We start from the raw sequence: 25,668 nt of genomic DNA, 5'->3' as shown, positions 1-25,668 counted from the left end.
CAGTCGCCGTGCCCGCAGGCTCCGATGTGGATGGATCGTGGAGGTGGCCTTCGCCCCCCGACGTGGCCTGAACGCTACCATATGTCGGTTCGCCGTCAAAGCTCACCACAAGGCCTGGACTTCATAATTCGACTTCCCACCCCGAATTTCTAGACTTTCGCGAGATTCGACAAAGTGGCCCTTTCCACTCTCGTCAGCATCGCTTTCGTCGTGATCTCCTTAAGGTGAAGCGGGACTTATTCAATAATAGACAGCGTACCTTTATGCTTTTCAGTAACGAGTCTTTCGCGTAGTGTGACGATCATTGGGGGTCTTAAGTGGGGCGGCTGAGAATGACCGAAGAAACGCGAGAAGATGTCAGCGAAGCCGAAGTGCTGAGAATGACCGCGGCGGTGGTGTCAGCCTACGTGCGGAACAACTCTCTGCCGACCGCCGACGTGACTGGGCTGATCGGGTCCGTCCACCGGGCACTAGCGGAACTCAATGCCTCCGCGATCGAACCCGAAGCGCCGACACCCGTGGTCCCGATCAACAAATCCATTCAACCGGATCACCTGATCTGCCTGGAAGACGGCCGCAAGCTGAAGATGCTGAAGCGTCATCTGCGGACCACCTATGGGATGACACCGGAAGACTATCGGGCCAAGTGGGGGCTTCCGGCCGACTATCCGATGGTGGCGCCCAGCTACGCCAAGCAACGTTCGGCTTTCGCCAAGCAGATCGGCCTGGGCACCAAGGGCGGACGCCGCAAAAAGCGCAGGTAGCACGCCCCCGCCCGGCGCGCGCCGCATCGACCCGGATCGACTGTGCGGTATCGCCCTGTCGCGGTCCTGCGAGACCGTGGCTCCGCCGAGGCTGCGTCACAGCTCTTCTTGCGCAGACCTGTACAGATCGGGGGCAACCCTGGATATAGTATGGCAAGCGCACCTTCTGGCGGAGGATGCGATTGAATCCGCCGGCGCCGATAACCTCCGCCCGGCGCCGGCGAAAGACGGATAAACAACCAGGTAAACAACCAGGGAGATTGAGACATGACGTTCGGCAAGTCATCGCTAGCCCTTGCCGGTCTGGCAGGCATACTGCTCGCCACCGGCCCGGCTGCCGCACAAGACGTCAAAATCGGCGCCCTGATGCCGATGACCGGCGACCTGCAGGCTTTCGGCCCCTCGTCGCTGTCCGGGATCGAACTGGCGCTGAAGGAGATCAACGCACAGGGCGGGCTGCTCGACGACCGCACGCTCACCGTTGTTGTCGGCGATACCCAAACTGCGGCTCAAACGGCTGTCGACGCCGCTCAGAAGCTGGTGAACGTCGATAGCGTCATCGCCATCGTCGGGGCCCTCTCGTCGGGGAACTCGGGGCCCGTCGCCACCTCCGTGACCGGACCGCTCGGCATCCCACAGGTGTCCAGCGCTTCGACGGCCCCGGTGCTCAGCGACATCGACGACAAGGACTTCTTCTTCCGCACGGTGCCGGCGGACAGCCTGCAGGGCGTGGTGCTGGCGCAGGTCGCCAAGACCGAAGGCTTCGATACGGTCTCGGTGCTCTACATCAACAACGATTACGGCGAAGGCTTGGCGACCGCCTTCACCGGAGCCTTCGAGGCCAATGGCGGAACGATCGCCGCCAACCTGGCCTACGAGCCGGGCAACGCCTCCTACCGCGGCGAGTTGCAGAACGCAGCCGGCGACGGGGCCGAGGCTCTGGTTCTGATCGGCTATCCCGAAAACGGCGTAGCCATCCTTCGGCAGTCGCTCGAGGGAGGCTTCTTCGACTCCTTCATCTTCACCGACGGCATGAAGACGCCCGACGTGATCTCGGCGATCGGCGCGGACTTCATGGACGGTTCGATCGGCACCGCTCCGCAAGCCGTCGCGGACAGCCCCGCCGCGGTCACCTTCCGCGATGCCTACGAGGCGGAGTACGGCGAGTTGCCGCCGAAACCCTTTATCGACACGGCCTACGATGCCGCTTTCGTCCTGGCTTTAGCGATTGAAAAGGCCGGCTCCACCGACGGCACGGCGATCCGCGACGCCCTGCGCGAGGTCTCCAGCGCACCCGGCGTCGAGATTCTGCCGGGCGAATGGGAGAAGGCGAAGGCCACGATCGCGGCCGGAGAGGACGTCGACTACGTCGGCGCCGGCGGCAGCCAGGATTTCGATGCCAAGGGCGACGTGCCCGGCACCTTCGCGTTCTGGGCCATCGAAGGCGGCGAGATCGTCACCCGCGAGGTGCTCGCGCCCGACATGTAGTCGCGTTCCGTTGCGTGCGATTGCCGGCGCCCGCGGGCAACTTCCCGCGGGCGCCGTGCTTTCGGCGGTCCTCGCCCGCCGTAAAGAGTATCGGTTCCGAGGTCAGTATCGGTTCCGGGCCGCCGCCCACCACAGCCGCAGGGCGCGGTTCGGCAATGCCATCTGAACCCGCGAATCGAAGGGATCGAAACCGGATCGCTCCAGCCGTGTCAGATAGCCGTCGGCCAAGCGCGCCGGCAGCAGAGCCGGCAAAGCCTCCCGCGAGACCTCGCGGTGCCGGTGACGGGCTTCAGCCAGGTGTTCTCGCGCCCGTTTCGCCAGGCGCATGACCACGCCGGTGAGCGCATCGGAGCTTTGCAGCTCGAACAGCTCGGCGATTTTCACCCCGGTCACGGCAAGATGATCTTCCGGCAGGTAAAGCCGTTTCTGGCGCGCATGGAACGGCACCGCCCGCAACAGACCGGTCAGGGCCCAGGCGACGCCGACATGTCGGGCGGCTGCCTGCGCGGCCTCCCCCTCGCAGCCGAGAACGGTCAGGGCCAGCCTCTGCAGCGTCGCGCTGGTTCCTTCGGCGTAGCGCTCCAGCGCGGCGAGGTCCGAGGGCGCCGCCGGGTCGAGATCGGCCTCGCGGGCCTCCAGCAGACGCTCGAAAGCCGCGCGCTCGAGACCGCGATCGCGGATGGCCGCCGCCAAGGGCTCGACCACCTGGTGCTCACGCACAGGCCCGCCCAGATAAATCTGATCCAGCGCCTCGCGCCACCACTGCAGGCGGATTTGACCGAGCGTCGGCTCGCTGACGAGCTCCGCGGTCTTGGCCACCTCCAGGTTGAAGGCATAGAGGGCGAACAGGGCTTCGCGCCGCTCGGCCGGCGCGAAAAGGCAAGCCAGAAAGCGGTCGCGGTCGCGCGTCCGGACCTCCTGAGCGCAGTAGGAAAGAGCGTTACTGGGCATCGCAGCGCCCGAACGTCGCAGTGGACATGGAACCCCATAGAATTCAAATGGTTCACATAAGCGTACCTTCGCCTATGTAAGCGGGGCCGGTCGCGGTAAAACACGCGAACGATCCAATGCGCAACCGCGCTCACCGGATTTCCATCCTGGCCAATATGATCGACGTAAGGAGAGACGTCATGCCGTTCCAATTGCCCGAGTTGCCCTATGCCAAGGACGCGCTCGAGCCCCATTATTCCGCGAAGACTCTCGAGTTCCATCATGGCAAGCACCACAACGCCTACATCACCAAGACCAACGAGCTGGTCGCGGGTACGGAGCTTGACGGCAAGCCGGTCGAAGAGGTGATCGCCGCGGCCAAGGCCAAGGGCGACAAGACCCTGTTCAACCAGTCTGCCCAGATCTGGAACCACACCTTCTTCTGGCACGGCATGGCGCCGGGCGGCGGTGGCGCTCCGAAGGGTGCCGTCGCGGAGGCCATCGACAAGGCCTTCGGCAGCTACGCCGACTTCGTCAGTCAGTTCAAGGCAAAGGCCGCAGGCAACTTCGGCTCAGGCTGGACCTGGCTGGTCAAGACCGGCGGCGGCCTCGAGATCGTCAATACCGACGATGCCGATACCCCGCTGGCGCACGACGGCATGACCCCGCTGCTGACGGTCGACGTCTGGGAGCACGCCTACTACCTGGACTACCAGAACCGCCGGCCCGACTACGTCCAGTCCTTCTTCGACAACCTGGTCAACTGGGATTTCGTCAACGAGAACTTTGCGAAGGCCTGAGCAAGGTTGCCCGTGAAGACGACAACGAAAGGGCCGGCTCGATGCGAGCCGGCCCTTTTTTCTTGAGCAGAGCGATCCGCCCCTGGATCCTCATCGCCTTGTCAGGCGACGCGCCGAGCCAAGCCGACGAGAGGTCAAGTCGCCTCGTCAGACGGCGATCAGAGCCGCCGCGACCCGGCGGCCCTCGGTCTGCAGCAGATTGAAGGTCCGCGCCGCGGCGCCGGTGCCCATGCACTCGGCCACCGGTCCCTTCTCCCGAATCGCGCTGCGCAAGGCCTTGGGCAGCAACACCGACTTGGCGCCGGTTCCGATCAGCAGAACCTCGTAGGACGGGCTCTTGTCGAGGATGAAAGCCAAGCTTTCGAGCGTGATCTCGTCGTGCGAGCCCACGGCCCAGGCGCTGGTCTCGTTCATGGTCAACAGGAGCGCGCCCTCGTGAAGCTGGCCCGCGACCGTGAAGCGGCCGGGTCCGTAGCCCTCGACGAGCTGCCGACCCTCCGGCAGTGACGATGTGAGATCGTCTTCCTTCATGACTCTCAGGTCGGCGACTTCGCGCCGCTTTCAACCGCCCCTTTCGGCAGAGTCTGCGCTTCGTCGCCATCTCCGCCGGTCAGTTGTTCGCGCCGCAAGCCCATGTAGAGCAGCAGCGGAACGGCCAGGGCGACCGAGGAGTAGGTACCGATCACCACGCCCCAGATCAGGCCCATCGTGAAGCCACGGATCACCTCGCCGCCGAACACCGACAGCGCAACAAGGGCAAGAAGCGTGGTCACGGAGGTCAGCAGCGTGCGCGTCAGGGTCTTGTTGATCGCCAGATTGAGCAGCTCCGGCATCGGCATCTTCTTGAATTTTCGGAGCTTCTCGCGGACACGGTCGAACACCACGACCGTGTCGTTGATCGAATAGCCGGCAATGGTCAAGACGGCCGCGAGGGTCGCCAGATTGAACTCGATCTGAGTGATCGCGAAGAAGCCGATGGTGGCGATCACGTCATGCGCCAGGGCAACCAGCGCCGCCAGGCCGAACTGCCACTCGAACCGCAGCCAGATGTAGATGCCGATGGCTCCCAGCGCGAGCACGGTCGCCAAAATACCGGCCTGGCGAAGCTCGGCGCCCACCTTCGGTCCGACGAACTCGGTCCGGCGGTATTCGACCACCTGCTCGCCCAGCGTCTGCTGCACCAGCTCGATGGCGGCCCGCTGGTCCGCATCACCGCCGTCCTGCCGGCTGATGTTGAGCAGCAGCACGGTCGGTTCGCCGAATTCCTGAAGCGTGATCTCGCCGAGGTCGAGGTCGCCAAGGTCCGCGCGCAACTGGCCCAGATCGGCCGGCTCGCCGGTTTCCACCTCCATCAGAATGCCGCCCCGGAAGTCGACCCCGAAGTTCAGGCCCTGAACGAAGAAGGTCCCGATCGATCCCAAGACCAGAAAGGCGGAGAACAGCATGAAAAGCTGCCGCTTCCCGAGGAAGTCGAGCTTCGGGTCGATCGGAAGCAGTCGGATCAAGGCCATGACGTGGGTCCTACTCGAAACGGCTCAGATCGGCAGAGCCTTGGCGGGCGTGCGCCGGCGGCGCAGCCAGGTGACCACCAGAAGGCGGGTCACCATGATGGCCGTGAACATCGACGTAAGAATGCCGATGGCAAGTGTCACGGCGAAGCCGCGGATCGGACCCGAGCCGAACTGGAACAGCAGCAAGGCGGCGATCAGGGTCGTCAGGTTGGAGTCGATAATCGTGGTGATCGCCCGCTTGTAGCCCGCATCGATCGCGGAGACAGGCCCGCGCCCGAGACGCGCCTCCTCGCGTATGCGCTCGAAGATCAGGACGTTGGCGTCCACCGCCATGCCGATGGTCAGCACGATGCCCGCGATACCCGGCAAGGTCAGCGTCGCCTGGAGCCCGGAGAGCGCAGCCGTCAGCAGGATCAGGTTGATGATCAGGGCGACGTTGGCGAAGAGGCCGAAGAGGCCATAGGCCGAGCCCATGAAGACGATGACCAGAAGAAGGCCGAGGACCGCCGCGAATTCGCCGGCCCGAATCGAGTCGGCACCGAGCCCCGGACCGACAGAGCGCTGTTCGATGACGGTCAAGGGTGCCGGCAGGGCGCCGGCACGCAGCAGCAGCGCCAGGTCTTGCGCGCCCTGAACCGTGAAGCTGCCGCTGATCACCCCGCTTCCGCCCAGGATCGGTTCGCGGATGACCGGCGCCGAGATCACCGCCTCGTCGAGTACGATCGCGAAAGGCCGTCCGACATTCTCCTGCGTCACCTGACCGAAGCGCTGGGCTCCGGTCGAGTCGAAGCGGAAGCTGACCACCGGTTCGCCGTCCTGGAAGGTCGGCTGGGCATCGGTCAGGTTCTCGCCGGACACCAGGATCCGTTTGCGAACGACGATCTGCGACGCACCCATGCCGTCGTCTTCCATCGGCAGCAGTTCGGAGCCCGGCGGGACAGGGTCGATACCTGGCTGGACGTCGCCGTTGACCATGCGGAAGCTGAGCTGCGCCGTCTGCCCCAACAGATCGATGAGGCGTTCCGGATTCTCGACGCCGGGCACCTGGACCAGGATCCGCTCCTCACCTTGTCGCTGAATGGCCGGCTCGCGGGTGCCCAGTTCGTCGATCCGGCGGCGCACGATCTCGATCGACTGCTGCAGGACGGTGATCTGGCGCTCCTGCTTGACCTGCGCCGTCAGCTCGATTTCGCCCTCGCCCGTGCTGTCGTTGATCCGCAGCAGAGCGTCGCCGGTGAAGACCAGCAGTGCCTCCTGTGCCGCCTGCGCCTGGCCGGGATCGCGCAGCGTGAAGAAAACGCTGTCGCCCTCGCTGCGCAGACCGGTGTAGCCGATCCGCTCCTGCCGCAGCTCGCTCCGCACCGTGTCGACGAGGTTGTCCAGTTCCTCCTCGAAAACCGTGTCCATGTCGACCTCGAGCAACAGCGAGGATCCACCTTGCAGATCGAGGCCGAGACTTACCTGCTGATTGGGCAGCCAGGACGGCAGACTTTCGGTGATCTGTCGCGGCAGGAGGTTCGGCAAGGCAAACGCGAAACCGAGCAGCACGACGGCTAGAACGGCCATGAGCTGCCAGCGGGAAAACTGGACCATTGAAATTCCAGACCTTTTTTAACGCCGGGCGCCGGGATTGTCGCTGCGCCGGGAGCGGTCGCCTCGTTTATCGACCAGTTTACCGGCGCTTGCGGTCCGACGACGAGTCGTCCTCGGCCAACTGCTCGTCCTCGCCGTCCCACTCGTCTTCGTCCTGGGCCTCGTCGGCTTCTTCCTTCTTCCGACCGCGTGCCTTGCTGCCGCGCTCGACCGGCTGGCCCTTGCCGACGATCTCCTGCACCGTGCCGCGCAGCATACGCACCTTCACGCCCTCGGCGATCTCCAGATCGACCTCGGTGTCGGAGATGACGCGGGCGACCGTGCCGTAGATACCGCCGGCCGTCACCACGCGGTCGCCCCGGCGCAGGGCCTGCACCATCGCCTTATGTTCTTTCTGCCGCTTCTGCTGAGGCCGGATCAGAAGAAAATAGAAAACCACGAAAATCAGGATCAGCGGCAGGAACGTCAGCAAAGCAGAACCACCGTCTGCGCCGCCGGCCTGAGCATATGCGGGAGAAATCAGCATCGAGTCCTCGTCTTGTTGGCACCGCAGTCGACCTGACGGCGCGGGCTAGGCGCCGCTCGCAGGCCACCGGGTCGGAAAAGTCCGGCGGACTATAGCCGCGCGCCCAGGTTTTGCAACGCTCACCCGCAAAATCCGAAGCGGCGCAACCGGCCCCGGCCGATTGACCGAGGCTGTCCGAGGAGACTAGCTTCCCGGCCGCCTGCCAGTTGTATCTCCAGACTCATTTGGGGTTTTCGATGCCGCCGTCCAATGCCGAAGAGCTTTCGCCCCTGCTAACGCGAATCGCGGAGGCGCTGGAGCGTCTGTCACCCGCCGAAGAGAGCGAAGCCGAGCAGATCGCCACCGACGGCTACGTCTGGGACGCGGAGGCCGGACGGCCATTGCCCGTCCCGAAGATCAACAGGGTGGCCTTCCCGCTGCTGGTCGGCATCGACCGGCAAGCGACACTGCTGCTGAACAATACGGAGCGCTTCGCGCGCGGGCTGCCGGCGAACAATGCGCTGCTTTGGGGCGCGCGCGGCATGGGCAAGTCCTCGCTGGTCAAGGCGGCCCACGCTCAAGTCAACGAGTCGCTGAAACTCGACCCGACTCTGGCGCTGGTGGAGATCCACCGCGAGGACATTCCGACCCTGCCCCGCCTGCTCCACCTGCTACGCGATCAGACGCCACGGCGATTCCTGCTGTTCTGCGACGACCTCTCCTTCGATCAGGAAGACGCCAGCTACAAGTCGCTGAAGGCCGTTCTGGAGGGTGGAATCGAAGGCAGACCGACCAACGTGCTGTTCTATGCCACCTCGAACCGGCGCCACCTCATGGCCCGAGACATGATCGACAACGAGCGCTCGACCGCCATCAATCCCGGCGAGGCGGTCGAGGAAAAGGTCAGTCTCTCCGACCGCTTCGGGCTCTGGCTCGGATTCCACAACTGCGATCAGCAGACCTTTCTGACCATGGTCGAGGGCTACGCCGCCCACTTCGGCTTGCAGGTGGAGCCCGCGCAGTTGCACGCCGAGGCTAAGGAATGGTCGGTGACCCGCGGCTCGCGCTCCGGCCGTGTGGCCTGGCAGTTCATCCAGGACCTCGCAGGACGCCTGGGTCGCCCGATCGAGCTTTAGGAGAAGACACCCTGCACGGCGGGAGCGTCTCCATCCTCCGGCCGCCAGTCGGCTCCGAAGAGCGTCTCGCGCAGGGTCCGCCAGGACTCCCCGTCCGGCGCCGAAAGCAGACCGATACCCTGGCCGTCCTGCGGCCGGTAGGGACGCCCGTCGAGCAAGGAGGAGGCTCCGCCAGCTTCCTGGTGCAGCTGGACACCGGCGAGGTGATCCCAGGGCTTGGTGCTGCTGAAGAGCGTGAAGTGAGTCTCGCCGGCGGCCAGTCGCATGTATTCCTGCCCCGAACAGCGCAGGCTGCGGACCTGACGGACCTTGCCCCGGTTACGGTCGACCTTGGCCTTGAGGGTTGCCCGGCCCCGGAAGCCGGCATGCAGCGTGCCGCTGAGATCCGCAGGCGGGCCTGCCGGCGCCACCCGCAGCCGTGTCCCGGCCAGCCAGGCCCCGCCGCCCCGCTCAGCCGTCGCGGTCACGTTCCGCACCGGATCGTGAATCCAGCCGGCCAGCGTTTCCTCACCCCGGCAAAGCGCGACGATGACGGCGAAGGCGGGATCGCCATGGGCGAAGTTAAAAGTCCCGTCGACGGGATCGACCACCCAGACCGGGGCGTCGCTCTCCGCAAGGGCCTCCATGGAGAGCTCGCCGCGCGCCACCATCTCCTCGCCCAGGACCCAGGAGCCGGGCAGCAGCCCGGGCAGCCGCTCGGCCAGCGCCGCCTCGGCCTCCTCGTCAGCCACCGTCACGAAGTCATTGACGCCTTTGTCGCGCACCTCATGGGCCGCGAGCGCGCGAAAGCGCGGCAGCACGACCTCGGCGGCCACCTCGGCAATCACGTCTTGAACCTTTTGCGGATCGATCTGCATCGTGCCTCAAGAATAGGGCCCAAGCGGAAACGCACAAGAAGCCGCCCCGAATACGGGCCAAGCCCACCCCGAACCCAGACCATAAAGAAAAGGGCCGCGAGGCTTGCGCCCCGCGGCCCGATCCTTCGGACGCGGTTGTCTGGTACGGAGGAGCCTAGAAGCCCATTCCGCCCATGCCACCCATTCCGCCCATGCCACCCATATCGGGCGCACCGCCGGCCATGTCGTCCTTCTTCTCCGGCTTCTCGGCCACCATCGCCTCGGTGGTGATCATCAGACCGGCGACCGAAGCTGCGTCCTGCAGCGCGGTGCGCACCACCTTGGTCGGATCGATGATACCGGCCTTGACCAGGTCGCAGTAGACGCCGGCGTAAGCGTCGAAGCCGTGGTTCTTGTCTTTCTGCTCCAACAGCTTGCCGACGACCACCGAGCCGTCGCTTCCGGCATTCTCGACGATCTGACGGATCGGCGCCTGCAGCGCCCGGCGGACGATGTCGACACCGACACGCTGGTCGTCGTTACCCGGGGTCAGCTTGTCCAGACCCTTCGAGGCGTAGAGAAGAGCGGTTCCGCCACCGGGGACGATGCCCTCTTCGACAGCCGCACGGGTTGCGTGCATGGCATCGTCGACGCGGTCCTTCTTCTCCTTGACCTCGATCTCGGTGGAGCCACCGACCCGGATCACCGCAACGCCGCCGGCCAGCTTGGCCAAGCGCTCCTGCAGCTTCTCACGGTCGTAGTCCGAGCTGGTCTCTTCGACCTGGGCGCGGATCTGACCGCAGCGGGCCTCGATGTCCTTCTTCTTGCCGGCGCCGTCGACGATCGTGGACTCTTCCTTGGTGATCGTCACCTTCTTGGCCTGCCCGAGCATCTTGATGTCGACGTTCTCGAGCTTGATGCCGAGATCCTCACTGACGACCTGGCCACCGGTCAGGGTCGCGATGTCCTCGAGCATGGCCTTGCGGCGGTCGCCGAAGCCCGGGGCCTTGACGGCGGCAACCTTGAGGCCGCCACGCAGCTTGTTGACCACCAGGGTCGCCAAGGCCTCGCCCTCGACGTCCTCGGCGATGATCAGAAGCGGACGGCTGGACTGCACGACCGACTCCAGCAGCGGCAGGATCGGCTGAAGACCCGACAGCTTCTTCTCGTGGAGCAGGATGTAGGGGTTCTCCAGCTCGCAGATCATCTTCTCGGCGTTGGTCACGAAGTAGGGGCTGAGGTAGCCACGGTCGAACTGCATGCCCTCGACCACATCCAGCTCGGTGTCCAGGCTCTTGGCCTCTTCGACCGTGATGACGCCCTCGTTACCGACGCGCTGCATGGCGTCGGCAATCATGTCGCCGATCTCTTTGTCGCCATTGGCCGAGATCGTGCCGACCTGAGCCACTTCGTCGGGATTGGAGATCTTCTTGGAGCGCTTCTTGAGGTCGGCCACGACGGACTCGACGGCCATCTCGACGCCGCGCTTGAGGTCCATCGGGTTCATGCCGGCGGCAACGGCCTTGGAGCCCTCGCGCACGATCGACTGCGCCAGCACGGTCGCCGTGGTGGTGCCATCGCCGGCCAGATCGTTGGTCTTGCTGGCGACTTCGCGCACCATCTGGGCGCCCATGTTCTCGAACTTGTCAGCCAGTTCGATCTCTTTGGCGACCGTCACGCCGTCCTTGGTCGTCCGGGGCGAACCGAAGGACTTGTCGAGCACCACGTTGCGGCCCTTGGGACCGAGCGTGACCTTGACCGCGTCGGCCAGAATGTCGACGCCGCGCAGCATCCGCTGGCGTGCGTCGGAAGAAAAGCGAACGTCTTTCGCTGCCATGTCGTAACCTCTCCTTGTCTTACGTGAGCGCGCTAGCCTTGCAGAGCTTCGCGCTTACTGGATCACGCCCATGATGTCGGACTCGCGCATGATCAAAAGATCCTTGCCGTCGATCTTGACCTCGGTGCCCGACCACTTGCCGTAGAGCACCCGGTCGTTCTTCTTGACGTCGAGAGCATTGACCTTGCCGTCATCGCCACGCGAGCCGGGGCCCGCGGCAATGACCTTGCCCTGCATCGGCTTTTCCTTGGCGGTGTCGGGAATGATGATGCCGCCGGTGGTCTTTTCCTCGTCTTGCAGAGGCTCGACGACCACGCGGTCGTGCAACGGCCGAAACTTCATGGAGCTCCTCCCTTTGGGGCGGTTGGTCATGGATTACAAAGCAAAGCCGACGCGCGCAGTCTGCAGCGACCGGCTGTTAGCACTCCCGTGCCGAGAGTGCTGAGGTGCATATATGAGGGGCTGTCGGAGTGTCAACCGAAAGCCGCCACGATCATAAAAGCTTAGTGCTCCGCCGCCGCCGCAATTCCCATCCGTCGCCGACGGGAAGCGCGGCTAGCGCCTGCCGAGATCTCTGATACGGCTGCCGTCTCCGTGACGGCGGCGGAAGCGCTCGAGGTCGGCCGGGGCGAGACTCACGACCAGATGAGCTTGCCCTTCGTCGTCGCGCCGCCCGGTGACATGGCCGTGCTGGTAGAGCCAGGCGATCGCGGCGCCGTCGCTGAGGTTCACCGAACAGGCGATGGAGCGGTGCGCGGCCTGCAGACGCCGCTCGACCATCGCGAGCAGGTCTTCCAGGCCCAATCCCTCGACAGCCGACACACAGACCTGATCGTCTCGCCGGCCGGCCTGCGCGGCCAGAACTTCGCGGGAATCCGCGTCCAGCAGGTCGATCTTGTTGAGCACTTCGAGAACCGGTTGACTGCCCTCGGCCTCGGGCTCGACACCAAGATCCGACAGCACCTCCAGCACGCTCAAACGCTGAGCCTCGCTGTCGGGATGCGCGATGTCGCGAACATGCAGGATGAGATCCGCCTCCAGCACCTCCTCCAGCGTCGCCCGAAAGGCCGCCACGAGATCGGTCGGCAGATCGGAGATGAAGCCGACGGTATCGGACAGGATCACGGACTGTCCGCTCGGCAACTCCAAACGGCGCATGGTCGGATCGAGTGTCGCGAACAGAAGGTCGCGCGCGAAAACCTGCGCTTCCGTGAGATGATTGAAGAGGGTGGACTTTCCGGCATTGGTGTAGCCCACCAAGGCGACCACCGGATAAGGAACCCTGCGGCGGGCCGAGCGGTGCAGTTCGCGTGTGCGCTTGACCTGTCCCAGCTCACGCCTGAGCCGCGCGATGCGGTCGGTAATCAGCCGGCGGTCGATCTCGAGCTGACTTTCGCCCGGACCGCCCAGAAAGCCGAAACCGCCGCGCTGCCGCTCCAAGTGAGTCCAGGAGCGCACGAGGCGCGAGCGCTGGTAGCTGAGGTGCGCCAGCTCGACCTGAAGTTGACCTTCCTTCGTCCGGGCCCGTTCCCCGAAGATTTCCAGGATCAGGCCGGTGCGATCGATCACCTTGCACTTCAACGAGCGCTCCAGGTTACGCTGCTGAACCGGTGAAAGCTGGGCATCGATAACCGCAACCTCGACGTCCGCGAGGTCGATGTCGGAGGCTAGGCGCTCCACCTGGCCACTGCCGAAGAGCGTGGCCGGCCGCTTGCGCTCGACCCGGACCACAGTCTCCAGCACCACCGCGAGGTCGATGGCCTGTGCGAGGCCCACGGCCTCGGCCAAACGCGCCTCGGCGGTGCGAGGATCGTCAGCGGACGGGCCGTCCCGCAGATTGGGGTGGATAACGCAGGCTCTCGTCGCCGCGCCGGCTTCGCCGGTTCCCGTCTGGTGACCCCGCCCCTGCCCGTTTGCACACAGGTGATCAGAGCTCCGCGTCAAATCCGAACCCGCCGCCTCAGGCCTCGGCCGAGGCCTCTTCGCGCTCGCTGGGCTCGAACAGAGAGATCGGCGCCGAAGGCATCACAGTGGAAATGGCGTGCTTGTAGACGAGCTGCGAATGCGCATCGCGCCGCAGCAGGACGCAGAAGTTGTCGAACCAGGTTACAATTCCTTGCAGCTTTACACCGTTGACCAGAAAGATCGTGACCGGAACCTTGTTTTTGCGGATGTGATTAAGAAAAACATCCTGCACGTTTTGCGACTTCTCGCCGGCCATTGCGTCTGTCCCTGTTGTTTTTGTTCAAGCCCGATTGTTGTTTGTCGCGCAGCTCACCGGGCTGGTGCAAGCTGTCGCGCAAAGACCCGGCGCGCCAAGTTTTCGTGGCGAACCGACCTCCGAGAAGTAGTATGCAGAAGCTTGGTTTAAAAGGAAACCGAGGCGCCTTTCTTTGTCACCGCTCCCTCAGTTCGGACTCACCGGCCGAGCGCCAAGTTCAAAAGAGCGGAAAAGTCGGCAACATGCGCCGCTGGTTCGTGCCCCGGAAACTCCCCGGCGGCAGGCGGTTCGTCCCGAATCAGAATGGGCGTGCACCCGGCGTTGACGGCGCAGAGCAGATCCACGTCGGTATCGCCGACGAACCATACGCCGGGTCCGGCCGCGCAACCGCTCTCGCCCAAGGCCAAATCGATAGGATCGCGCGCCGGCTTGTCGCGCGGCGCGTCGGTGGCGCCGACCAAACGATGGAAGTGGTCCGTCCACCCCAGCTCTTGGGCTTCGATCCGCAGAAAACGGCCGCTTTTGTTGCTCACCACGGCAAGCGTCAATTCCGACCTGTTCGACAGTTCGGTGAGCATGGCACCGGCCCCGCTGCGTTCCCGCAGATGCGCCAGATGATCGCGTTCGAAGGCTTCATAGAAGAGGCGCGTGGCTTCCTCGGCCCGCGTTCCGAACAGCGCCGGGAAAGCCTCGCGCGCCGACTGCCGAACCTTCGCCCGGGTCTCGTCGAGAGTCCAAGGGCGCTCTCCCATGGCCTCGAAGGTGACCGTGAGCGCGTGATGAATGGTCGACCAGGTGTCGACCAGGGTGTTGTCCCAATCGAAAAGCAGCGCTTGCGGGCGCGGTATGCCGCTGCTCACGAGGTCAGGCGCCATCACCTCGGCCATCGTCTCAGACCTCGTCATGCGGCGGTCTTTGCACGCCCGGCTCCGGCGCTCTCGATGTAGCTCACGTAGGCCTCACGCAACTTCATGGTGAGGAGGCCGGGATGACCGTTGCCGACCGCTTTTCCGTCGATCGCGGTCACCGGCATGACGTAGTTGGTCGAGGAGGTGATGAAGGCCTCCTTGGCGGACAAAGCCTCCTCCACCGTGAAAGACCGCTCCTCGAAGGTCACGCCCTCTTCGGCCACGCGCTCCAGCAGCGCCACCCGGGTGATGCCGTTCAGGATGTCTTGATTGGCGTTTCGGGTTACGAGCACGTTGTCCTGGGTAATGATCCAGGCGTTGGTCGAGGTGCCCTCGGTGACCTGTCCTTCGCCATCGACCATCCAGGCCTCCAGCGCCCCGGCCTCGTGGGCTTGCTGCTTGGCCAGGCAGTTGGGCAGCAGCGAAACCGACTTGATATCGCGCCGCGCCCAGCGGATGTCCGGGACGGTGATGACGGAAACACCGGCCTCCAGCTTCTCCTTGGACGCCGGCTTCATCTGACGCACCGTCATGACCACCGCAGGTTTGGCCGCGACCGGAAACTTATGATCCCGCGGCGCGACACCGCGCGTGATCTGCAGGTAGAGAAAACCGTTGCTGAGATGATTGCGGCGCATCACCTCGCGGCTGATCAGCTTCAGGGCCTCGCGACGCATCGGCATGGCGATCCGCAGTTCGCCGAGAGAGCGCTCCAGCCGGTCGAGATGCAAAGATTCATCGACCAGAATGCCATTGTGGACGGGCACCACCTCGTAGACGCCGTCGGCGAACTGGTAGCCGCGATCTTCGATATGGACGGCCGCCTTGGCGTGCGACAGGTAACGACCGTTTACGTAGGCAGTACGAGGCATGGCTCCTCCGGCGGACTGAAGAGGGATTGGACTTCCGTAGCTCCATAGCAGGAGATAGCGCGCTTGTCTTCGCAGCGAAGTCCGCGAGCGGGCGTGGCACGGCGCTCGCCGAGGTTTTCCTGAACGCAGCTTTAGCCCCTAGAAAAACTCCAACTTCACGGCAAAGAGCTTCTCCACCTTCTTGACCGCGTTACTGGCCGCGAAGATGGTCACGAGATCCCCGGCGCGAATGACCGTATCTCCGCGCGGTACCATCACCTCCTCGTCGCGCAGAATGGCGCCCACGACCACGCCTGCCGGCAGCTTGGCGTCGCGCAGGGGTTTGCCGACCAGCCGGCTCGTCTCCATGGCTTCGGCCTCGATAATCTCGCCGAGATCCTCCGACAGGGAATAGACGGCCCGGATGCGGCCGCGGCGCACATGCTGAAGAATCGTGGAAACCGTGATCCCGCGCGGGCTGACCACGGTGTCGATGCCCAGCGGTCCGACGAGCTGGCCGTAACTGGTCGAGTTGATCAGCGTGACGGCACGCATGCAGCCGTGCCGCTTGGCCAGAAGCGACGCGAGAATGTTCACCTCGTCGTCGTTCGTCACGGCTATCACGGTTTCCGTACTGCCGATATTGCATTCACCGAGGATCTCGAGATCCAGGGCATCGCCGTGAATCACCACGGAGCGCTTGAGGGTCTGAGCGACCAGTTCGGCGCGCTGCTTGTCCATCTCGACCAGGCGGAGCTGCACTTCGGGCTGCTCCTGCTCCATGATCTGCGCCAGATTGAGCCCGATGTTGCCGCCGCCGAGGATCACCACGCGGCGCGCCTGTCGCTCGTCGTGCCCGAAGGTCAGCAAAGCCCGGGTCAGATGCTCGCTGTCGCAGACGAAGTAGGCATCGTCACCGGGCTGCAGCTCGCTGTCACCATGAGCGACCATGCCCTTGCCGTCGCGTTCGATCCCGACGATAGAGATGTTCAGATCGGGAAAGAGTTCGGTGAGCTGACGCAACGGCGTGTTGATGATCGGCGTGTCTTCCAGCACGTGGACGCCGATGAGGGAGATCCGGCCATCCGCGAGGCTGATCGCATCGAACGCGCCGGGCACCGACAGGCGGCGGCTGATCGCGCGCGCAACCTCGATCTCGGGTGAGATGATCACGTCGATCGGCAGGTTATCGTGGCTGAAGAGGTCGGACCAAACGGGATCCAGGTAGCTCTGATGGCGCACCCGGGCGATCTTCGTCGGAACCTCGAATAGCGAGTGGCAGATCTGACAGGCAACCATGTTGACTTCATCCGCGTAGGTGACGGCGATCACCATGTCGGCGTCGGCCGCACCCGCCTGCTTCAGCACTTCCGGATGGCTCGCAAATCCGACCAGTCCGCTGACGTCCAGGCTGTCGGAGATCCGTTGCACCAGGTCCGGCGAAATATCGATCACCGTGACGTCGGCATTCTCACTCGCCAGATAGCGCGCGATATTGAAGCCGACCTGGCCGGCGCCGCAAACGATGACCTTCATAGCGAAGCGTCTGTTGGCATGGAAAAGCCCTTGTTGATGTCAGCGGTCGGCGCTGTTGATGCCGAGCGAGCGCAGCTTGCGATGCAGCGCCGACCGCTCCATTCCGACGAAAGCGGCGGTGCGCGAGATGTTGCCACCGAAGCGCGTCACCTGGGCCTCCAGATACTGCCGTTCGAACTGCTCGCGCGCTTGGCGCAGGGGCAGCGCCATGATCTCCGCCGCGCCCGAACCTTGTAGGACGGGCGGCGCGGAAGAGCTAACGTCGGGCGGCAGATGCTCGGCACGAACCGGTTCCTCGGCGGCACCGGGGGCCATGATCAGCAGCCAGTCTATGACGTTGCGCAGCTGACGCACGTTGCCCGGCCATTCATAGGTTTGCAGGGCCGTGATCGCATCATCGCCCAGCCGGCGTCCGGCAATGCCGGCGGAGTCCGCCGACCGCTGCAGGAAATGCTCGACCAGCGCCGGTATGTCGTCGCGTCTTTCGCGCAAGGAGGGAACATGCAGCGGCACGACATTCAACCGATAGAAAAGATCCTCGCGAAAACGGCCATCGCCGATCAGGGCGCCAAGATCGCGGTTGGTCGCGGCGATCACGCGCACATCCACTTCGACGTGTCGGCTTCCGCCGACGCGCGTGAAGAACTGATCCTGCAGAACCCGGACGATCTTGCCCTGGGTCTCCAAGGGCATATCGGCGACCTCGTCGAGCAACAGCGTCCCGCCGTGCGCGCGCTCGAAGGTACCGATCTTGCCGGCGCCGTCCTGACCGTTGGATCCGGTCTCGACGCCGAACAGCTCCTGCTCGATCCGCTCCGGGTGCATGGTGGCGCAGTTCAGCACCACGAAGGGACCGTTCGCGCGCTTCGAACTTTGGTGAAGCTGACGCGCCGCAACTTCCTTGCCGGCGCCGGCCGGCCCGGTGATCAAGACGCGGCTGCCGGTCGGCGCGACCCGCATCAGGCCTTGGCGGAGTTGCTGGATCGCACTGCAACGACCGATCAGTTCGTTCTCCGTACTGCCGCGCAAACGCAGCTCGGCGTTCTCCTGCCGCAGGCGCGCGGCCTCGATCGCGCGCTGCACGATCAGCAGCAGTCGGTCCGCCTTGAACGGCTTTTCGATGAAATCGTAGGCGCCGTCCTTGATCGCCTCGACCGCCGTTTCGATGGTGCCGTGTCCGGAGATCATCACCACCGGCAGGCCGGGTTGCTCGCGCTGCAAGGCACGCAGAAGCTCGAGACCGTCGAGCCGCGAGTTGTTGAGCCAGATATCGAGCACAAGCAGGTTGGGCCGGCGGGCCCGGATCGCTTCCAGCGCGGCATCCGACTCCGCCGCCGTGCGCACGCTATAGCCCTCGTCCTCGAGGATGCCTTGGATCAGCAGCCGGATATCGGCCTCGTCGTCGACGATCAGAATGTCGTCCGCCATAGAGTCGCCTAGTTCCTCAAAGATTTGGGGTCGCGTGGCTGCGCTCGGAACTCCGAGCGTCTCCCGTGCCAGGCGTTTCGTCGCCCGACGAGAAAGTCAGGCATACTACTGCGCCGCCTCCCTCCGGATTGTCGGCAAGCCGCAGGCTGCCGCCGTGGTCTTCCATGATCTTCTTGACGATGGCCAGGCCGAGGCCGGTGCCTTTCTCGCGAGTCGTTACGTAGGGCTCCGTCAAACGCTCGCGGTTTTCGCGCGGCAAACCACGGCCGTTGTCCACCACCGTTACGCTCCAGCCGTCCTCGCACTCGCCAAGCTTCACGGCGATTCGGCCGGGCTGGGGAGTCTCACCGGCCTCCTGCTCCGCGGCGACACGTGCCTCCACGGACTCCACAGCGTTCTTTAGGATGTTGGTCAAAGCCCGATTGATCTGGGCCGCGTCCAGGGCGCGCAGAATGGGTCTATCCGGCAAATCGAGACCGAAGTCGATCTCGGCATTCCCGCTGTCCTGCAGTACCACAGCTTCGCGCAGCAGTCCGCGTAGATCGGTCTCCCGCATCTGCGGCGCCGGCATGCGCGCGAAGGAGGAGAACTCGTCCACCATGCGGCCGATGTCGCCGACATGGCGCACGATGGTGTCCGAAAGAACACCGAAGGTCTCGGCATCCTCGTCGATTTGCTTGAGGTATTTGCGCTTCAGGCGCTCGGCCGAGAGCTGAATCGGCGTCAGAGGATTCTTGATTTCGTGCGCGATGCGCCGCGCCACGTCGGCCCAGGCCGCCTTGCGCTGAGCGGACAGCAAATCGCTGACATCGTCGAAGGTCACCACATAGCCGATGATGCCTTCCGCATCGCGCTCGGCCATCACCCGAACGAAGAGGGTGCGGGCGCCGTCCTGCCTCGGCAGCACCACCTGGCTTTCGTGAACGCGCCCCGGCCGCCGCCGCGCCCGAAGCAGCAGTTCGCGCACGTCGCGGGAGAGATTGGCCAGCTTGCGCCCGCGAAGCTGCTCGGCATCCACTTGCAGCAGGTCGCACGCCGCCCGGTTGGGCAGCATCACGCGGCCATCCCGGTCGAGCGAGATCACCCCCGACGACACACCGGAGAGCACGGCTTCGATGAAGCGCCGGCGTTCCTCGAGCTGCCGGTTGGCATTCAGCAACTCACGTCTTTGCCGATCCAGCTGCGACGTCATTCTGTTGAAACTGCTCGCCAGGACGCCGACCTCGTCGCTCTGCTCGGACTCCGGCTCGTCCACCCGCGCGCTCAGGTCGCCGCGACCCACCCGCTCGGCCGCGTAGATCAAGCGGCCGATCGGCGCGCTCAAGCGGTCGGCGAAGGAGAGGCCGACCCATACGGCGGCCATCAGCAGGAGCAACGCCACGACCAGGAAGATCATCGCAAAGGTGACGATCATCCAGTTCCGCTCGCCTTCGAGCTGTTGATAGAGCTGCACGGCGGTCGCCGACTGGTCCATGTGCGCCAGAACTCTGGGGTCGACGAACCGTTCGACAACCAGATAACCGCCGCGCAGCCGCTCCAATGCCATCAGGGCTCTGACCCGGTCGTCATTCTTGGTGGTAACGATGACCGCCTCGCCACGGTCGGCGTAATCCATGGCCCAATCGGGCGGAAGACGCGGTTCGTACTCGAGTGCGGGCGGGATGCCGGCGCGCGAGAGAACCTGACCGTCGCGGGTCAGAACCATCGCCTCGGACAGCGACCGCAAGCCCGCCTGATTGGCGACGAAGCGATTGAGCTGCTCGGGCGTGGCGCCGACGGTGGCCAGTTCCCGGTCGACCTCGGCCGCCATGGCGACGGCATCGGCGTTGATCGCGCGGCCGTGTTCTTCTAGGTAGGAGGTCGCCACGGCCATGGACTCGCGCAGGGCCGTGCTGACCCTCTCACTGAACCAGCCCTGCAGTCCGTAGTCGAACAGCAACACCGAGAAAACGGCGACGATCACCGTCGGTGTGGCCGTTACGAGAGCAAAGAGGCCTACGAGACGTGCATGCAGCCGTGCCCCGGCGACATTGCGACGCCCGGCGATCCAGAGGATGGCAACCCGCCGCGCAATGAGCACACCGAAGGCCAGCAGCAGTACCAAATTCAGATTGATCAGCAGCAGAACGTCGCGCGGATCGGCCAGCGCCTCGATTTGCCGCGTCATGGCGGCAAAGGTGATGAAACCCACGGCAAAGGCCGCGATCAGCAGCAGGATCGCCAGCCGCTGTTCAAGCTTTGCCCGACCGGCCCAGGCGGCAAAGCGCCGCCAGAGCCGCGATGCCGTTGAACGCTCGAGAGCTTCCTGCGCCCTGCCGGGCCGAGCGCTGCTCTCCGGCACGTCCGCGGCCTGATCGGCCTTTATGTCCGCCTCGACGGTCATGGCGGCGGATCGACCTCCAGAATTGACGCTTGCCAGAATTGACCTTTGGACGCGTCTATTGGGCCACTCTGTTGCGAGAACGCAACAGATAATTGATGTCGGCCATCGGATTATGCAGCCCTATCGGTCGCGTTTCGAAGTCCGGAAAACCCCAAGAGCCTTGGGACTCGCTCCGATCCGGAGGCCGGTCCTACTTGAGGCCGCGAACGACCTCGATATCCAAGTCGCGAATTTTCTTGCGGAGCGTATTGCGATTGAGGCCGAGCAAGCCCGCAGCCTTCAGCTGATTGCCGCGCGTCGCCGCCAGCGTCAACTCGATCAGTGGCCGTTCGACCTCACGCAGGATACGCTCGTAAAGACCGCTTGCCGGCAGTTCGTTCTTATGCGCGGCGAAGTAGTCCCGCAAATGCCGCTCGACGCTCTCGCCCAACGAGCCGCCCGGCGTCGCGGTCGGCAGCCGTGCGCCGCTGGCAATCTCTCCCGGCGCCTCGGCCAGTTCGCTTCGGATCACGCCGACATCGATCATTTCCTGGCTGTAGAGCGCGGCCAGGCGTCGGACGAGATTCTCCAACTCCCGGACATTGCCTTGCCAGGTATGATTGCGCAGGTAGGCCATGGCCTCGGCCGTCAAAGTCTTCGTCGGCAGACCTTCGCCGCCGACCTGGCGAAAGAAGTGGCGGACCAGTTCCGGTATGTCTTCCGCGCGTTCGCGCAGCGGCGGCAGGCGGATCGGCACGACGTTGAGGCGGTAGAAAAGGTCTTCGCGAAACTCGCCGGCGCGCACCATCTGGCGAAGGTCGCGGTGCGTGGCCGCGACGATTCGAACGTCGGCCCGTATGGGCGTGCGCCCACCGACGGTCGTATACTCGCCTTCCTGCAGCACACGCAGCAGCCGGGTCTGTGCCTCCAGCGGCATGTCGCCGATCTCGTCGAGGAACAGCGTCCCGCCCGCCGCCTGTTCGAAACGCCCCGCGCTGCGCGCCTGAGCGCCCGTGAAAGCGCCTTTTTCGTGCCCGAACAGCTCGCTCTCGATCAATTCGCGCGGTATCGCCGCCATGTTGATGGCGACGAAGGCTCCGGTCCGGCGCTTTCCGTAGTCGTGCAGAGCGCGGGCAACCAGTTCCTTGCCCGTTCCCGACTCGCCGTAGATCATTACCGTGAGGTCGGTCCCCATGAGGCGCGCCAGAACGCGATAGATCTCCTGCATGGCCGGCGAGCGGCCGATCAGAGGCAGCCTCTCGTCATCCTCCGCCGCGGTCGTCGCGGCCGACCCGTCGTGCGGTTGCGACAAAGCCCGTTCGACCGCGCCGACCAGCTCCCGCAGGTCGAAGGGTTTGGGCAGGTACTCGAAGGCGCCGCGTTCGGTCGCCTTGACGGCGGTCAGAAGCGTGTTCTGTGCGCTCATCACCAGAATACGCAGCTCCGGCCGGACCTTTTTGATGCGTGGAATCAGATCGAGTCCGTTGTCATCCGGCATCACCACATCGGTGATGACCAGATCCCCCTCGCCGTCCCTGACCCACTGCCACAGCGTTCCCGCCGTATCGGTCGTGCGAACGTCGTAGCCTTCGCGTCCCAAAGCCTGCGACAACACCGTGCGGATGGCACGGTCATCGTCGGCGATGAGAATTTTGGCTGCAGTCATAGCCGGTCTCCCGCGTCTGACCCTCAGGGCGCTTTCGGCAGCATCAACCTGAAGGTCGTGCCCTTCTCATCGCTGTCAAACTCGATGGTGCCGCCGTGGTCCCCCAGGACTTTGGCAACCAATGCAAGGCCCAGCCCCTTGCCCGCGGGCTTGGTGGTGACGAAGGGGTCGAACAGACTGGCCCTCAGGTCCTGAGGAATCCCGGTTCCGCTATCCTGAATCGTGACGACCAGAGGCAGGTCGACACGGCTGCCGCCGCCCGGGACCGCCAGGCGCACGCCCTGTTGATAGCGGGTCGCCAGACGAATCTCGCCGCCGGTCCTCGGCACCGCTTCCGTCGCATTCTTCACCAGGTTCAGAAGCGCCTGGATCAGCAGGTCGCGGTTGCCGTAGACCGGCGGCAGCGACGGATCATAGCTCTCGTGAAAGGTCACCTGGCCGGCAAAGCCCGTCTCGGCGAGCCGGCGCACGTGACCGAGAACTTCATGGATATTGACGGCACCGCGCTCGATCGGGCGGTCGTCGGCGAACATCTCCATGCGATCGACCAGGGAGACGATCCGGTCCGCCTCCTCGCAGATCAGGCGCGTCAAGACCTGGTCGCCTTGATCGGCGGACGCCTCCAGAAGCTGAGCCGCACCGCGGATGCCGGACAGCGGGTTCTTGATCTCGTGCCCCAGCAGCGCGGCCATGCCGGTGATCGAACGCGCAGCACTGCGATGGGTGAGCTGGTGGTCCAGCTTGCGCTCGATCGAGCGCTCGTGCAGAGCCACCACGACGTGCCCTTCATGCTCGCTGATGACGGCCACATCGACCGCAACCAGACGGGTGCCGATGCGCGGCGTTTCGATGGTCACGCCGAACTCCGTGATGGAGTGCCCGCCGGCCCGCGCCTGCTCGACCAGCATGAAGATCGGGTGGTCGGCGGACAGCAGATCGGTCAGCGGCCGGCTCAGCAGCGTTTTCGACGACTGCCCCAGAAACTGCTCGGCCGCCAGATTGACATAGACGAAGCGACCGCCGTCATCGAGGACGAATAGCGGTTCGGACAGAGCGTTGAGGATCGCGCTGTGATCGATGTCGCTGCCGGAGATGACACGGCGAAGAGCCTGCGCGGACATCATGCGGCCAGAACCTCCGGAGCCGTGGCGCTGTCCTGGGACGCGCCTACTTGGGACGCACCTACCTGAGACGCGCGGTCGTAGAGAGTTTGGACCAAGGCGCGGACCTCGCCCGGATCCTCGGCGCGGTTGATCCGGCGGCGGAACTCGTTCGCACCGGTCAGACCGGCCACGTACCAGGCCAAGTGCTTGCGGGCGATGCGGTTGCCCATCACCCTGCCGTGGTGACTGAGCAGGGCATCGTAATGCTCGAGCAGGATATCGCGTTGCTCCGGCAGGCTTGGATCGGGGTCCAGACACCGCTCGGTCAGCCAGGCGATGGCCTGCCGCAGAAACCAGGGGCGGCCTTGCGCGCCGCGCCCCACCATGACACCAGCGGCGCCCGACTGGGCCAAGGCCAGGTCGATAGCCTCCAAGCTGTCGATATCGCCGTTCACCAACACCGGCAGGTCCGTCGCCTCGACGGTGGCGCGCACCGCCCGCCAGTCGGCGCTGCCGTTGTAGAGCTGGCAGCGGGTCCGACCGTGAACGGTCAGCAGGCGCACACCGCAGTCGCGGGCGATACGCGCCAGTTCCGGCGCATTGCGGCACTCGTCGTCCCAGCCCAGGCGCATTTTCATGGTCACCGGCAGGTCCACCGCCTTCACAACAGCGGCCATGATGCGCCCCGCCAGAACCGGCTCCCGCATCATCGCCGAGCCGGCCAGCTTGTTGACCACCTTCTTCACCGGGCAGCCGAAATTGATATCGATGATCGCCGCCCCGCGATCGGCATTGAGCCTCGCCGCCTCGGCCATCACATCCGGCTCGTGGCCCGCGAGTTGCACGGCCATGGGGAACTCCTCCGGCGTCGAGCTGGAGAGCTTCAGCGATTCCTTGGTCTGCCGGATCATCGACTGACTCGCGATCATCTCCGACACCACCAAACCAGCGCCCAGCCGCTTGACGAGGCGACGGAACGGCAGGTCGGTGACACCCGACATGGGGGCCAAAACCACCGGAGCGAAAGAGAGTTCGTCGATCCGAATGCCCATCATTGAGGCATCCGAAGCTAAATGCTTATTCATTGAGCGTGTTGTAACGGCTTGAACACGCCCTTGCACGTCTTTTCGCGACAGCGAAGTAGGGAATTCGGCTCTTTCCCAGGTCGGCGCGAGTCTTGGCCGCAGATCCTGGCAAAGACTGTTCGTGAGCGAATTTAAAGTCCGAGTCACTTGGACGCGGAAACCGGCCGGGTCAGACGATCAGCATGTCGGTGACGAACTTGACCCCGGGATAGGCCAATGTCAGCAGCAGGTAGGCGACCAGCACCAGACGGCCGGCGCGCTTGCCGCGCAAGCCTGTGCGGCTTTGCAGGTAGAGCAGCAGCCCGATCACCGCGAAGGCCAGCAGGGACAGAAGCGTCTTGTGATCGAGCGGCAAAGCCTGCGCCTGGACCCAGGCCAAACCGACCCCGGTCAGGATGCCGAGCCCCAGGACCGTCTCCGCGGCGGCCAGGAAGTGGAACTGCAGGCGCTCGGCATCGGCAACCGACGGCAAGCGTTCCGTCAGGCTGCTGCGGCGCTTTCGCTTGAGGGAACGCTCCTGCAGGAAGACCGCCGCGGCGGCCACGGCGGCCAAGGTCGCGAGCGCATAGGTCGTCAGAGAAACGGCGATGTGCAGAAGCAACCAGACGTCCGCCTCGGACTCGGTCGGCAGCGACGCCGGCTCGGGTCCCGTCTCGGCCGCGATCCAGATCGTTCCCAGCAGGCCGAGGCACAGGAGATAGGGCAGCAGCAAGGCGGCCAAACGCCAAGCCTGCCGTAAGAGGGCAGCCGACGCGGTGAAGGCGGCCAGCGACACGGCGACCGATAGCCACAGTGCGGCGCCGAACCCGGTCGACCAGCCGCCGCCGAGTTGAACGGAGATCGCCGCCACCGGCCCCGCTACGGCAACAGCCAGAACCGCCCAGAAGACCATGTCCGGACGGTCGTTGCGCCAACGCCAGGGCAAGAGCGCAGCCGGCAACAAGGCAGCCAGAGCGGTCAGGTTGATCAGGAAAGCGATCGGCATCGCCGCTATATAACACCCCTTGGCCGAGCGCACAGCCGTACCAACGCCTGTTCCGGGCGAACAGGAGCGCTTTCCACGATCCCGCTTGCGCGAGAGAAGATCGGGCAGACTCAAAGGCTTGAG

The 25,668-nt window shown here is 64.7% G+C and carries 23 protein-coding genes; 4 read left to right on the top strand and 19 right to left on the bottom strand.

Annotation, left to right across the window (positions count from 1 at the left end):
* The first annotated feature begins 332 nt into the window (after nt 1-332).
* Nucleotides 333-764, top strand: a complete 432-nt coding sequence (locus DBZ32_RS02215; protein ID WP_119165494.1) for a MucR family transcriptional regulator — start codon at nt 333-335, stop codon at nt 762-764.
* A gap of 267 nt (nt 765-1,031) precedes the next feature.
* Nucleotides 1,032-2,252 (top strand): ABC transporter substrate-binding protein, encoded by a 1,221-nt coding sequence (locus DBZ32_RS02210; RefSeq protein ID WP_119165493.1) that lies wholly within the window; start codon nt 1,032-1,034, stop codon nt 2,250-2,252.
* A gap of 102 nt (nt 2,253-2,354) precedes the next feature.
* Here the strand turns inward: DBZ32_RS02210 and DBZ32_RS02205 are convergent, their stop codons facing one another.
* Nucleotides 2,355-3,203: a phytoene/squalene synthase family protein gene (locus DBZ32_RS02205; protein ID WP_119165492.1), complete on the bottom strand. Its 849-nt coding sequence runs from the start codon at nt 3,201-3,203 to the stop codon at nt 2,355-2,357.
* 179 nt (nt 3,204-3,382) lie between these two features.
* Here DBZ32_RS02205 and DBZ32_RS02200 point away from each other — a divergent pair, with 179 nt between their 5' ends.
* Nucleotides 3,383-3,982 carry a superoxide dismutase gene (locus DBZ32_RS02200; RefSeq protein WP_119166308.1) on the top strand — a complete coding sequence of 200 codons (600 nt, stop codon included), beginning with the start codon at nt 3,383-3,385 and terminating at the stop codon, nt 3,980-3,982.
* A gap of 147 nt (nt 3,983-4,129) precedes the next feature.
* Here DBZ32_RS02200 and DBZ32_RS02195 read toward each other — a convergent pair whose 3' ends face one another.
* The 4 genes from DBZ32_RS02195 to yajC form a co-directional block, all read right to left on the bottom strand.
* Nucleotides 4,130-4,513 (bottom strand): Mth938-like domain-containing protein, encoded by a 384-nt coding sequence (locus DBZ32_RS02195; protein ID WP_119165491.1) that lies wholly within the window; start codon nt 4,511-4,513, stop codon nt 4,130-4,132.
* A gap of 5 nt (nt 4,514-4,518) precedes the next feature.
* Nucleotides 4,519-5,493, bottom strand: a complete 975-nt coding sequence (gene secF / locus DBZ32_RS02190) for a protein translocase subunit SecF (protein WP_119165490.1) — start codon at nt 5,491-5,493, stop codon at nt 4,519-4,521.
* A gap of 24 nt (nt 5,494-5,517) precedes the next feature.
* Nucleotides 5,518-7,086, bottom strand: a complete 1,569-nt coding sequence (gene secD / locus DBZ32_RS02185; RefSeq protein WP_119165489.1) for a protein translocase subunit SecD — start codon at nt 7,084-7,086, stop codon at nt 5,518-5,520.
* Between the two features lie 79 nt (nt 7,087-7,165).
* The gene (yajC, locus tag DBZ32_RS02180) at nt 7,166-7,612 is read right to left on the bottom strand and encodes a preprotein translocase subunit YajC (RefSeq protein ID WP_119165488.1); all 447 of its coding nucleotides are present in this window, start codon (nt 7,610-7,612) and stop codon (nt 7,166-7,168) included.
* Nucleotides 7,613-7,848: 236 nt separating this feature from the next.
* Here yajC and DBZ32_RS02175 point away from each other — a divergent pair, with 236 nt between their 5' ends.
* The gene (locus tag DBZ32_RS02175; protein WP_119166307.1) at nt 7,849-8,727 is read left to right on the top strand and encodes an ATP-binding protein; all 879 of its coding nucleotides are present in this window, start codon (nt 7,849-7,851) and stop codon (nt 8,725-8,727) included.
* On the opposite strand, the gene DBZ32_RS02170 is transcribed toward DBZ32_RS02175, so the two are convergent.
* The 14 genes from DBZ32_RS02170 to ccsA form a co-directional block, all read right to left on the bottom strand.
* Complete coding sequence (locus DBZ32_RS02170) at nt 8,724-9,584, bottom strand: inositol monophosphatase family protein (protein ID WP_119165487.1); 861 nt, start codon at nt 9,582-9,584, stop codon at nt 8,724-8,726. The two genes, DBZ32_RS02175 and DBZ32_RS02170, sit on opposite strands and share 4 nt — an antisense overlap.
* 154 nt (nt 9,585-9,738) lie before the next feature.
* Nucleotides 9,739-11,400, bottom strand: a complete 1,662-nt coding sequence (groL, locus tag DBZ32_RS02165) for a chaperonin GroEL (protein WP_119165486.1) — start codon at nt 11,398-11,400, stop codon at nt 9,739-9,741.
* A 54-nt stretch (nt 11,401-11,454) separates the two neighbouring features.
* Nucleotides 11,455-11,742 (bottom strand): co-chaperone GroES, encoded by a 288-nt coding sequence (locus DBZ32_RS02160; protein ID WP_119165485.1) that lies wholly within the window; start codon nt 11,740-11,742, stop codon nt 11,455-11,457.
* 213 nt (nt 11,743-11,955) lie between these two features.
* The gene (hflX, locus tag DBZ32_RS02155; RefSeq protein ID WP_235830074.1) at nt 11,956-13,248 is read right to left on the bottom strand and encodes a GTPase HflX; all 1,293 of its coding nucleotides are present in this window, start codon (nt 13,246-13,248) and stop codon (nt 11,956-11,958) included.
* Nucleotides 13,249-13,360: 112 nt separating this feature from the next.
* Nucleotides 13,361-13,621: an RNA chaperone Hfq gene (gene hfq, locus DBZ32_RS02150; protein WP_119165484.1), complete on the bottom strand. Its 261-nt coding sequence runs from the start codon at nt 13,619-13,621 to the stop codon at nt 13,361-13,363.
* 197 nt (nt 13,622-13,818) lie between these two features.
* Nucleotides 13,819-14,526, bottom strand: coding sequence for an HAD family hydrolase (locus tag DBZ32_RS02145; RefSeq protein WP_235829971.1), 708 nt, complete (start codon nt 14,524-14,526; stop codon nt 13,819-13,821).
* A complete protein-coding gene (locus DBZ32_RS02140) occupies nt 14,523-15,401 on the bottom strand; it encodes a D-amino-acid transaminase (RefSeq protein WP_119165483.1) in 879 nt (292 codons plus the stop codon). The genes DBZ32_RS02145 and DBZ32_RS02140 overlap by 4 nt, the downstream gene beginning before the upstream one ends.
* Before the next feature lie 138 nt (nt 15,402-15,539).
* Nucleotides 15,540-16,916, bottom strand: coding sequence for a Trk system potassium transporter TrkA (trkA, locus tag DBZ32_RS02135; protein WP_119165482.1), 1,377 nt, complete (start codon nt 16,914-16,916; stop codon nt 15,540-15,542).
* Nucleotides 16,917-16,955: 39 nt separating this feature from the next.
* Nucleotides 16,956-18,344, bottom strand: a complete 1,389-nt coding sequence (gene ntrX / locus DBZ32_RS02130) for a nitrogen assimilation response regulator NtrX (RefSeq protein ID WP_119165481.1) — start codon at nt 18,342-18,344, stop codon at nt 16,956-16,958.
* A 16-nt stretch (nt 18,345-18,360) separates the two neighbouring features.
* Nucleotides 18,361-20,727: a sensor histidine kinase NtrY-like gene (locus DBZ32_RS02125; protein ID WP_119165480.1), complete on the bottom strand. Its 2,367-nt coding sequence runs from the start codon at nt 20,725-20,727 to the stop codon at nt 18,361-18,363.
* A gap of 190 nt (nt 20,728-20,917) precedes the next feature.
* Entirely contained in the window at nt 20,918-22,372 is a 1,455-nt protein-coding gene (gene ntrC / locus DBZ32_RS02120; protein ID WP_119165479.1) for a nitrogen regulation protein NR(I), read from the bottom strand.
* 23 nt (nt 22,373-22,395) lie between these two features.
* Nucleotides 22,396-23,496, bottom strand: coding sequence for a two-component system sensor histidine kinase NtrB (locus DBZ32_RS02115; RefSeq protein WP_235829961.1), 1,101 nt, complete (start codon nt 23,494-23,496; stop codon nt 22,396-22,398).
* On the bottom strand, nt 23,493-24,527 hold the full coding sequence (gene dusB, locus DBZ32_RS02110; protein ID WP_119166303.1) for a tRNA dihydrouridine synthase DusB: 1,035 nt from the start codon (nt 24,525-24,527) through the stop codon (nt 23,493-23,495). The genes DBZ32_RS02115 and dusB overlap by 4 nt, the downstream gene beginning before the upstream one ends.
* Before the next feature lie 202 nt (nt 24,528-24,729).
* A complete protein-coding gene (gene ccsA, locus DBZ32_RS02105) occupies nt 24,730-25,545 on the bottom strand; it encodes a cytochrome c biogenesis protein CcsA (RefSeq protein ID WP_119165478.1) in 816 nt (271 codons plus the stop codon).
* Nucleotides 25,546-25,668 lie beyond the last annotated feature (123 nt).

This window comes from Algihabitans albus, assembly GCF_003572205.1.
Classification (GTDB): Bacteria; Pseudomonadota; Alphaproteobacteria; order Kiloniellales; family DSM-21159; genus Algihabitans; species Algihabitans albus.
The sequence above is the reverse complement of the archived record's forward strand: the minus strand, read 5'-3'. Positions and strand labels throughout refer to the sequence as shown.

Bases quoted from the DNA above. Each gene is read 5' to 3' on its own strand.
- trkA (WP_119165482.1), bottom strand. From the start codon at position 16,916: ATGAAGGTCATCGTTTGCGGCGCCGGCCAGGTCGGCTTCAATATCGCG.
- groL (WP_119165486.1), bottom strand. From the start codon at position 11,400: ATGGCAGCGAAAGACGTTCGCTTTTCTTCCGACGCACGCCAGCGGATG.
- DBZ32_RS02170 (WP_119165487.1), bottom strand. From the start codon at position 9,584: ATGCAGATCGATCCGCAAAAGGTTCAAGACGTGATTGCCGAGGTGGCC.
- ntrC (WP_119165479.1), bottom strand. From the start codon at position 22,372: ATGACTGCAGCCAAAATTCTCATCGCCGACGATGACCGTGCCATCCGC.
- DBZ32_RS02210 (WP_119165493.1), top strand. From the start codon at position 1,032: ATGACGTTCGGCAAGTCATCGCTAGCCCTTGCCGGTCTGGCAGGCATA.
- DBZ32_RS02115 (WP_235829961.1), bottom strand. From the start codon at position 23,496: ATGATGTCCGCGCAGGCTCTTCGCCGTGTCATCTCCGGCAGCGACATC.
- DBZ32_RS02200 (WP_119166308.1), top strand. From the start codon at position 3,383: ATGCCGTTCCAATTGCCCGAGTTGCCCTATGCCAAGGACGCGCTCGAG.
- DBZ32_RS02195 (WP_119165491.1), bottom strand. From the start codon at position 4,513: ATGAAGGAAGACGATCTCACATCGTCACTGCCGGAGGGTCGGCAGCTC.
- secF (WP_119165490.1), bottom strand. From the start codon at position 5,493: ATGGCCTTGATCCGACTGCTTCCGATCGACCCGAAGCTCGACTTCCTC.
- DBZ32_RS02175 (WP_119166307.1), top strand. From the start codon at position 7,849: ATGCCGCCGTCCAATGCCGAAGAGCTTTCGCCCCTGCTAACGCGAATC.
- ccsA (WP_119165478.1), bottom strand. From the start codon at position 25,545: ATGCCGATCGCTTTCCTGATCAACCTGACCGCTCTGGCTGCCTTGTTG.
- DBZ32_RS02205 (WP_119165492.1), bottom strand. From the start codon at position 3,203: ATGCCCAGTAACGCTCTTTCCTACTGCGCTCAGGAGGTCCGGACGCGC.
- secD (WP_119165489.1), bottom strand. From the start codon at position 7,086: ATGGTCCAGTTTTCCCGCTGGCAGCTCATGGCCGTTCTAGCCGTCGTG.
- dusB (WP_119166303.1), bottom strand. From the start codon at position 24,527: ATGGGCATTCGGATCGACGAACTCTCTTTCGCTCCGGTGGTTTTGGCC.
- DBZ32_RS02160 (WP_119165485.1), bottom strand. From the start codon at position 11,742: ATGAAGTTTCGGCCGTTGCACGACCGCGTGGTCGTCGAGCCTCTGCAA.
- hfq (WP_119165484.1), bottom strand. From the start codon at position 13,621: ATGGCCGGCGAGAAGTCGCAAAACGTGCAGGATGTTTTTCTTAATCAC.
- DBZ32_RS02125 (WP_119165480.1), bottom strand. From the start codon at position 20,727: ATGACCGTCGAGGCGGACATAAAGGCCGATCAGGCCGCGGACGTGCCG.
- DBZ32_RS02215 (WP_119165494.1), top strand. From the start codon at position 333: ATGACCGAAGAAACGCGAGAAGATGTCAGCGAAGCCGAAGTGCTGAGA.
- yajC (WP_119165488.1), bottom strand. From the start codon at position 7,612: ATGCTGATTTCTCCCGCATATGCTCAGGCCGGCGGCGCAGACGGTGGT.
- DBZ32_RS02140 (WP_119165483.1), bottom strand. From the start codon at position 15,401: ATGCCTCGTACTGCCTACGTAAACGGTCGTTACCTGTCGCACGCCAAG.
- ntrX (WP_119165481.1), bottom strand. From the start codon at position 18,344: ATGGCGGACGACATTCTGATCGTCGACGACGAGGCCGATATCCGGCTG.
- DBZ32_RS02145 (WP_235829971.1), bottom strand. From the start codon at position 14,526: ATGACGAGGTCTGAGACGATGGCCGAGGTGATGGCGCCTGACCTCGTG.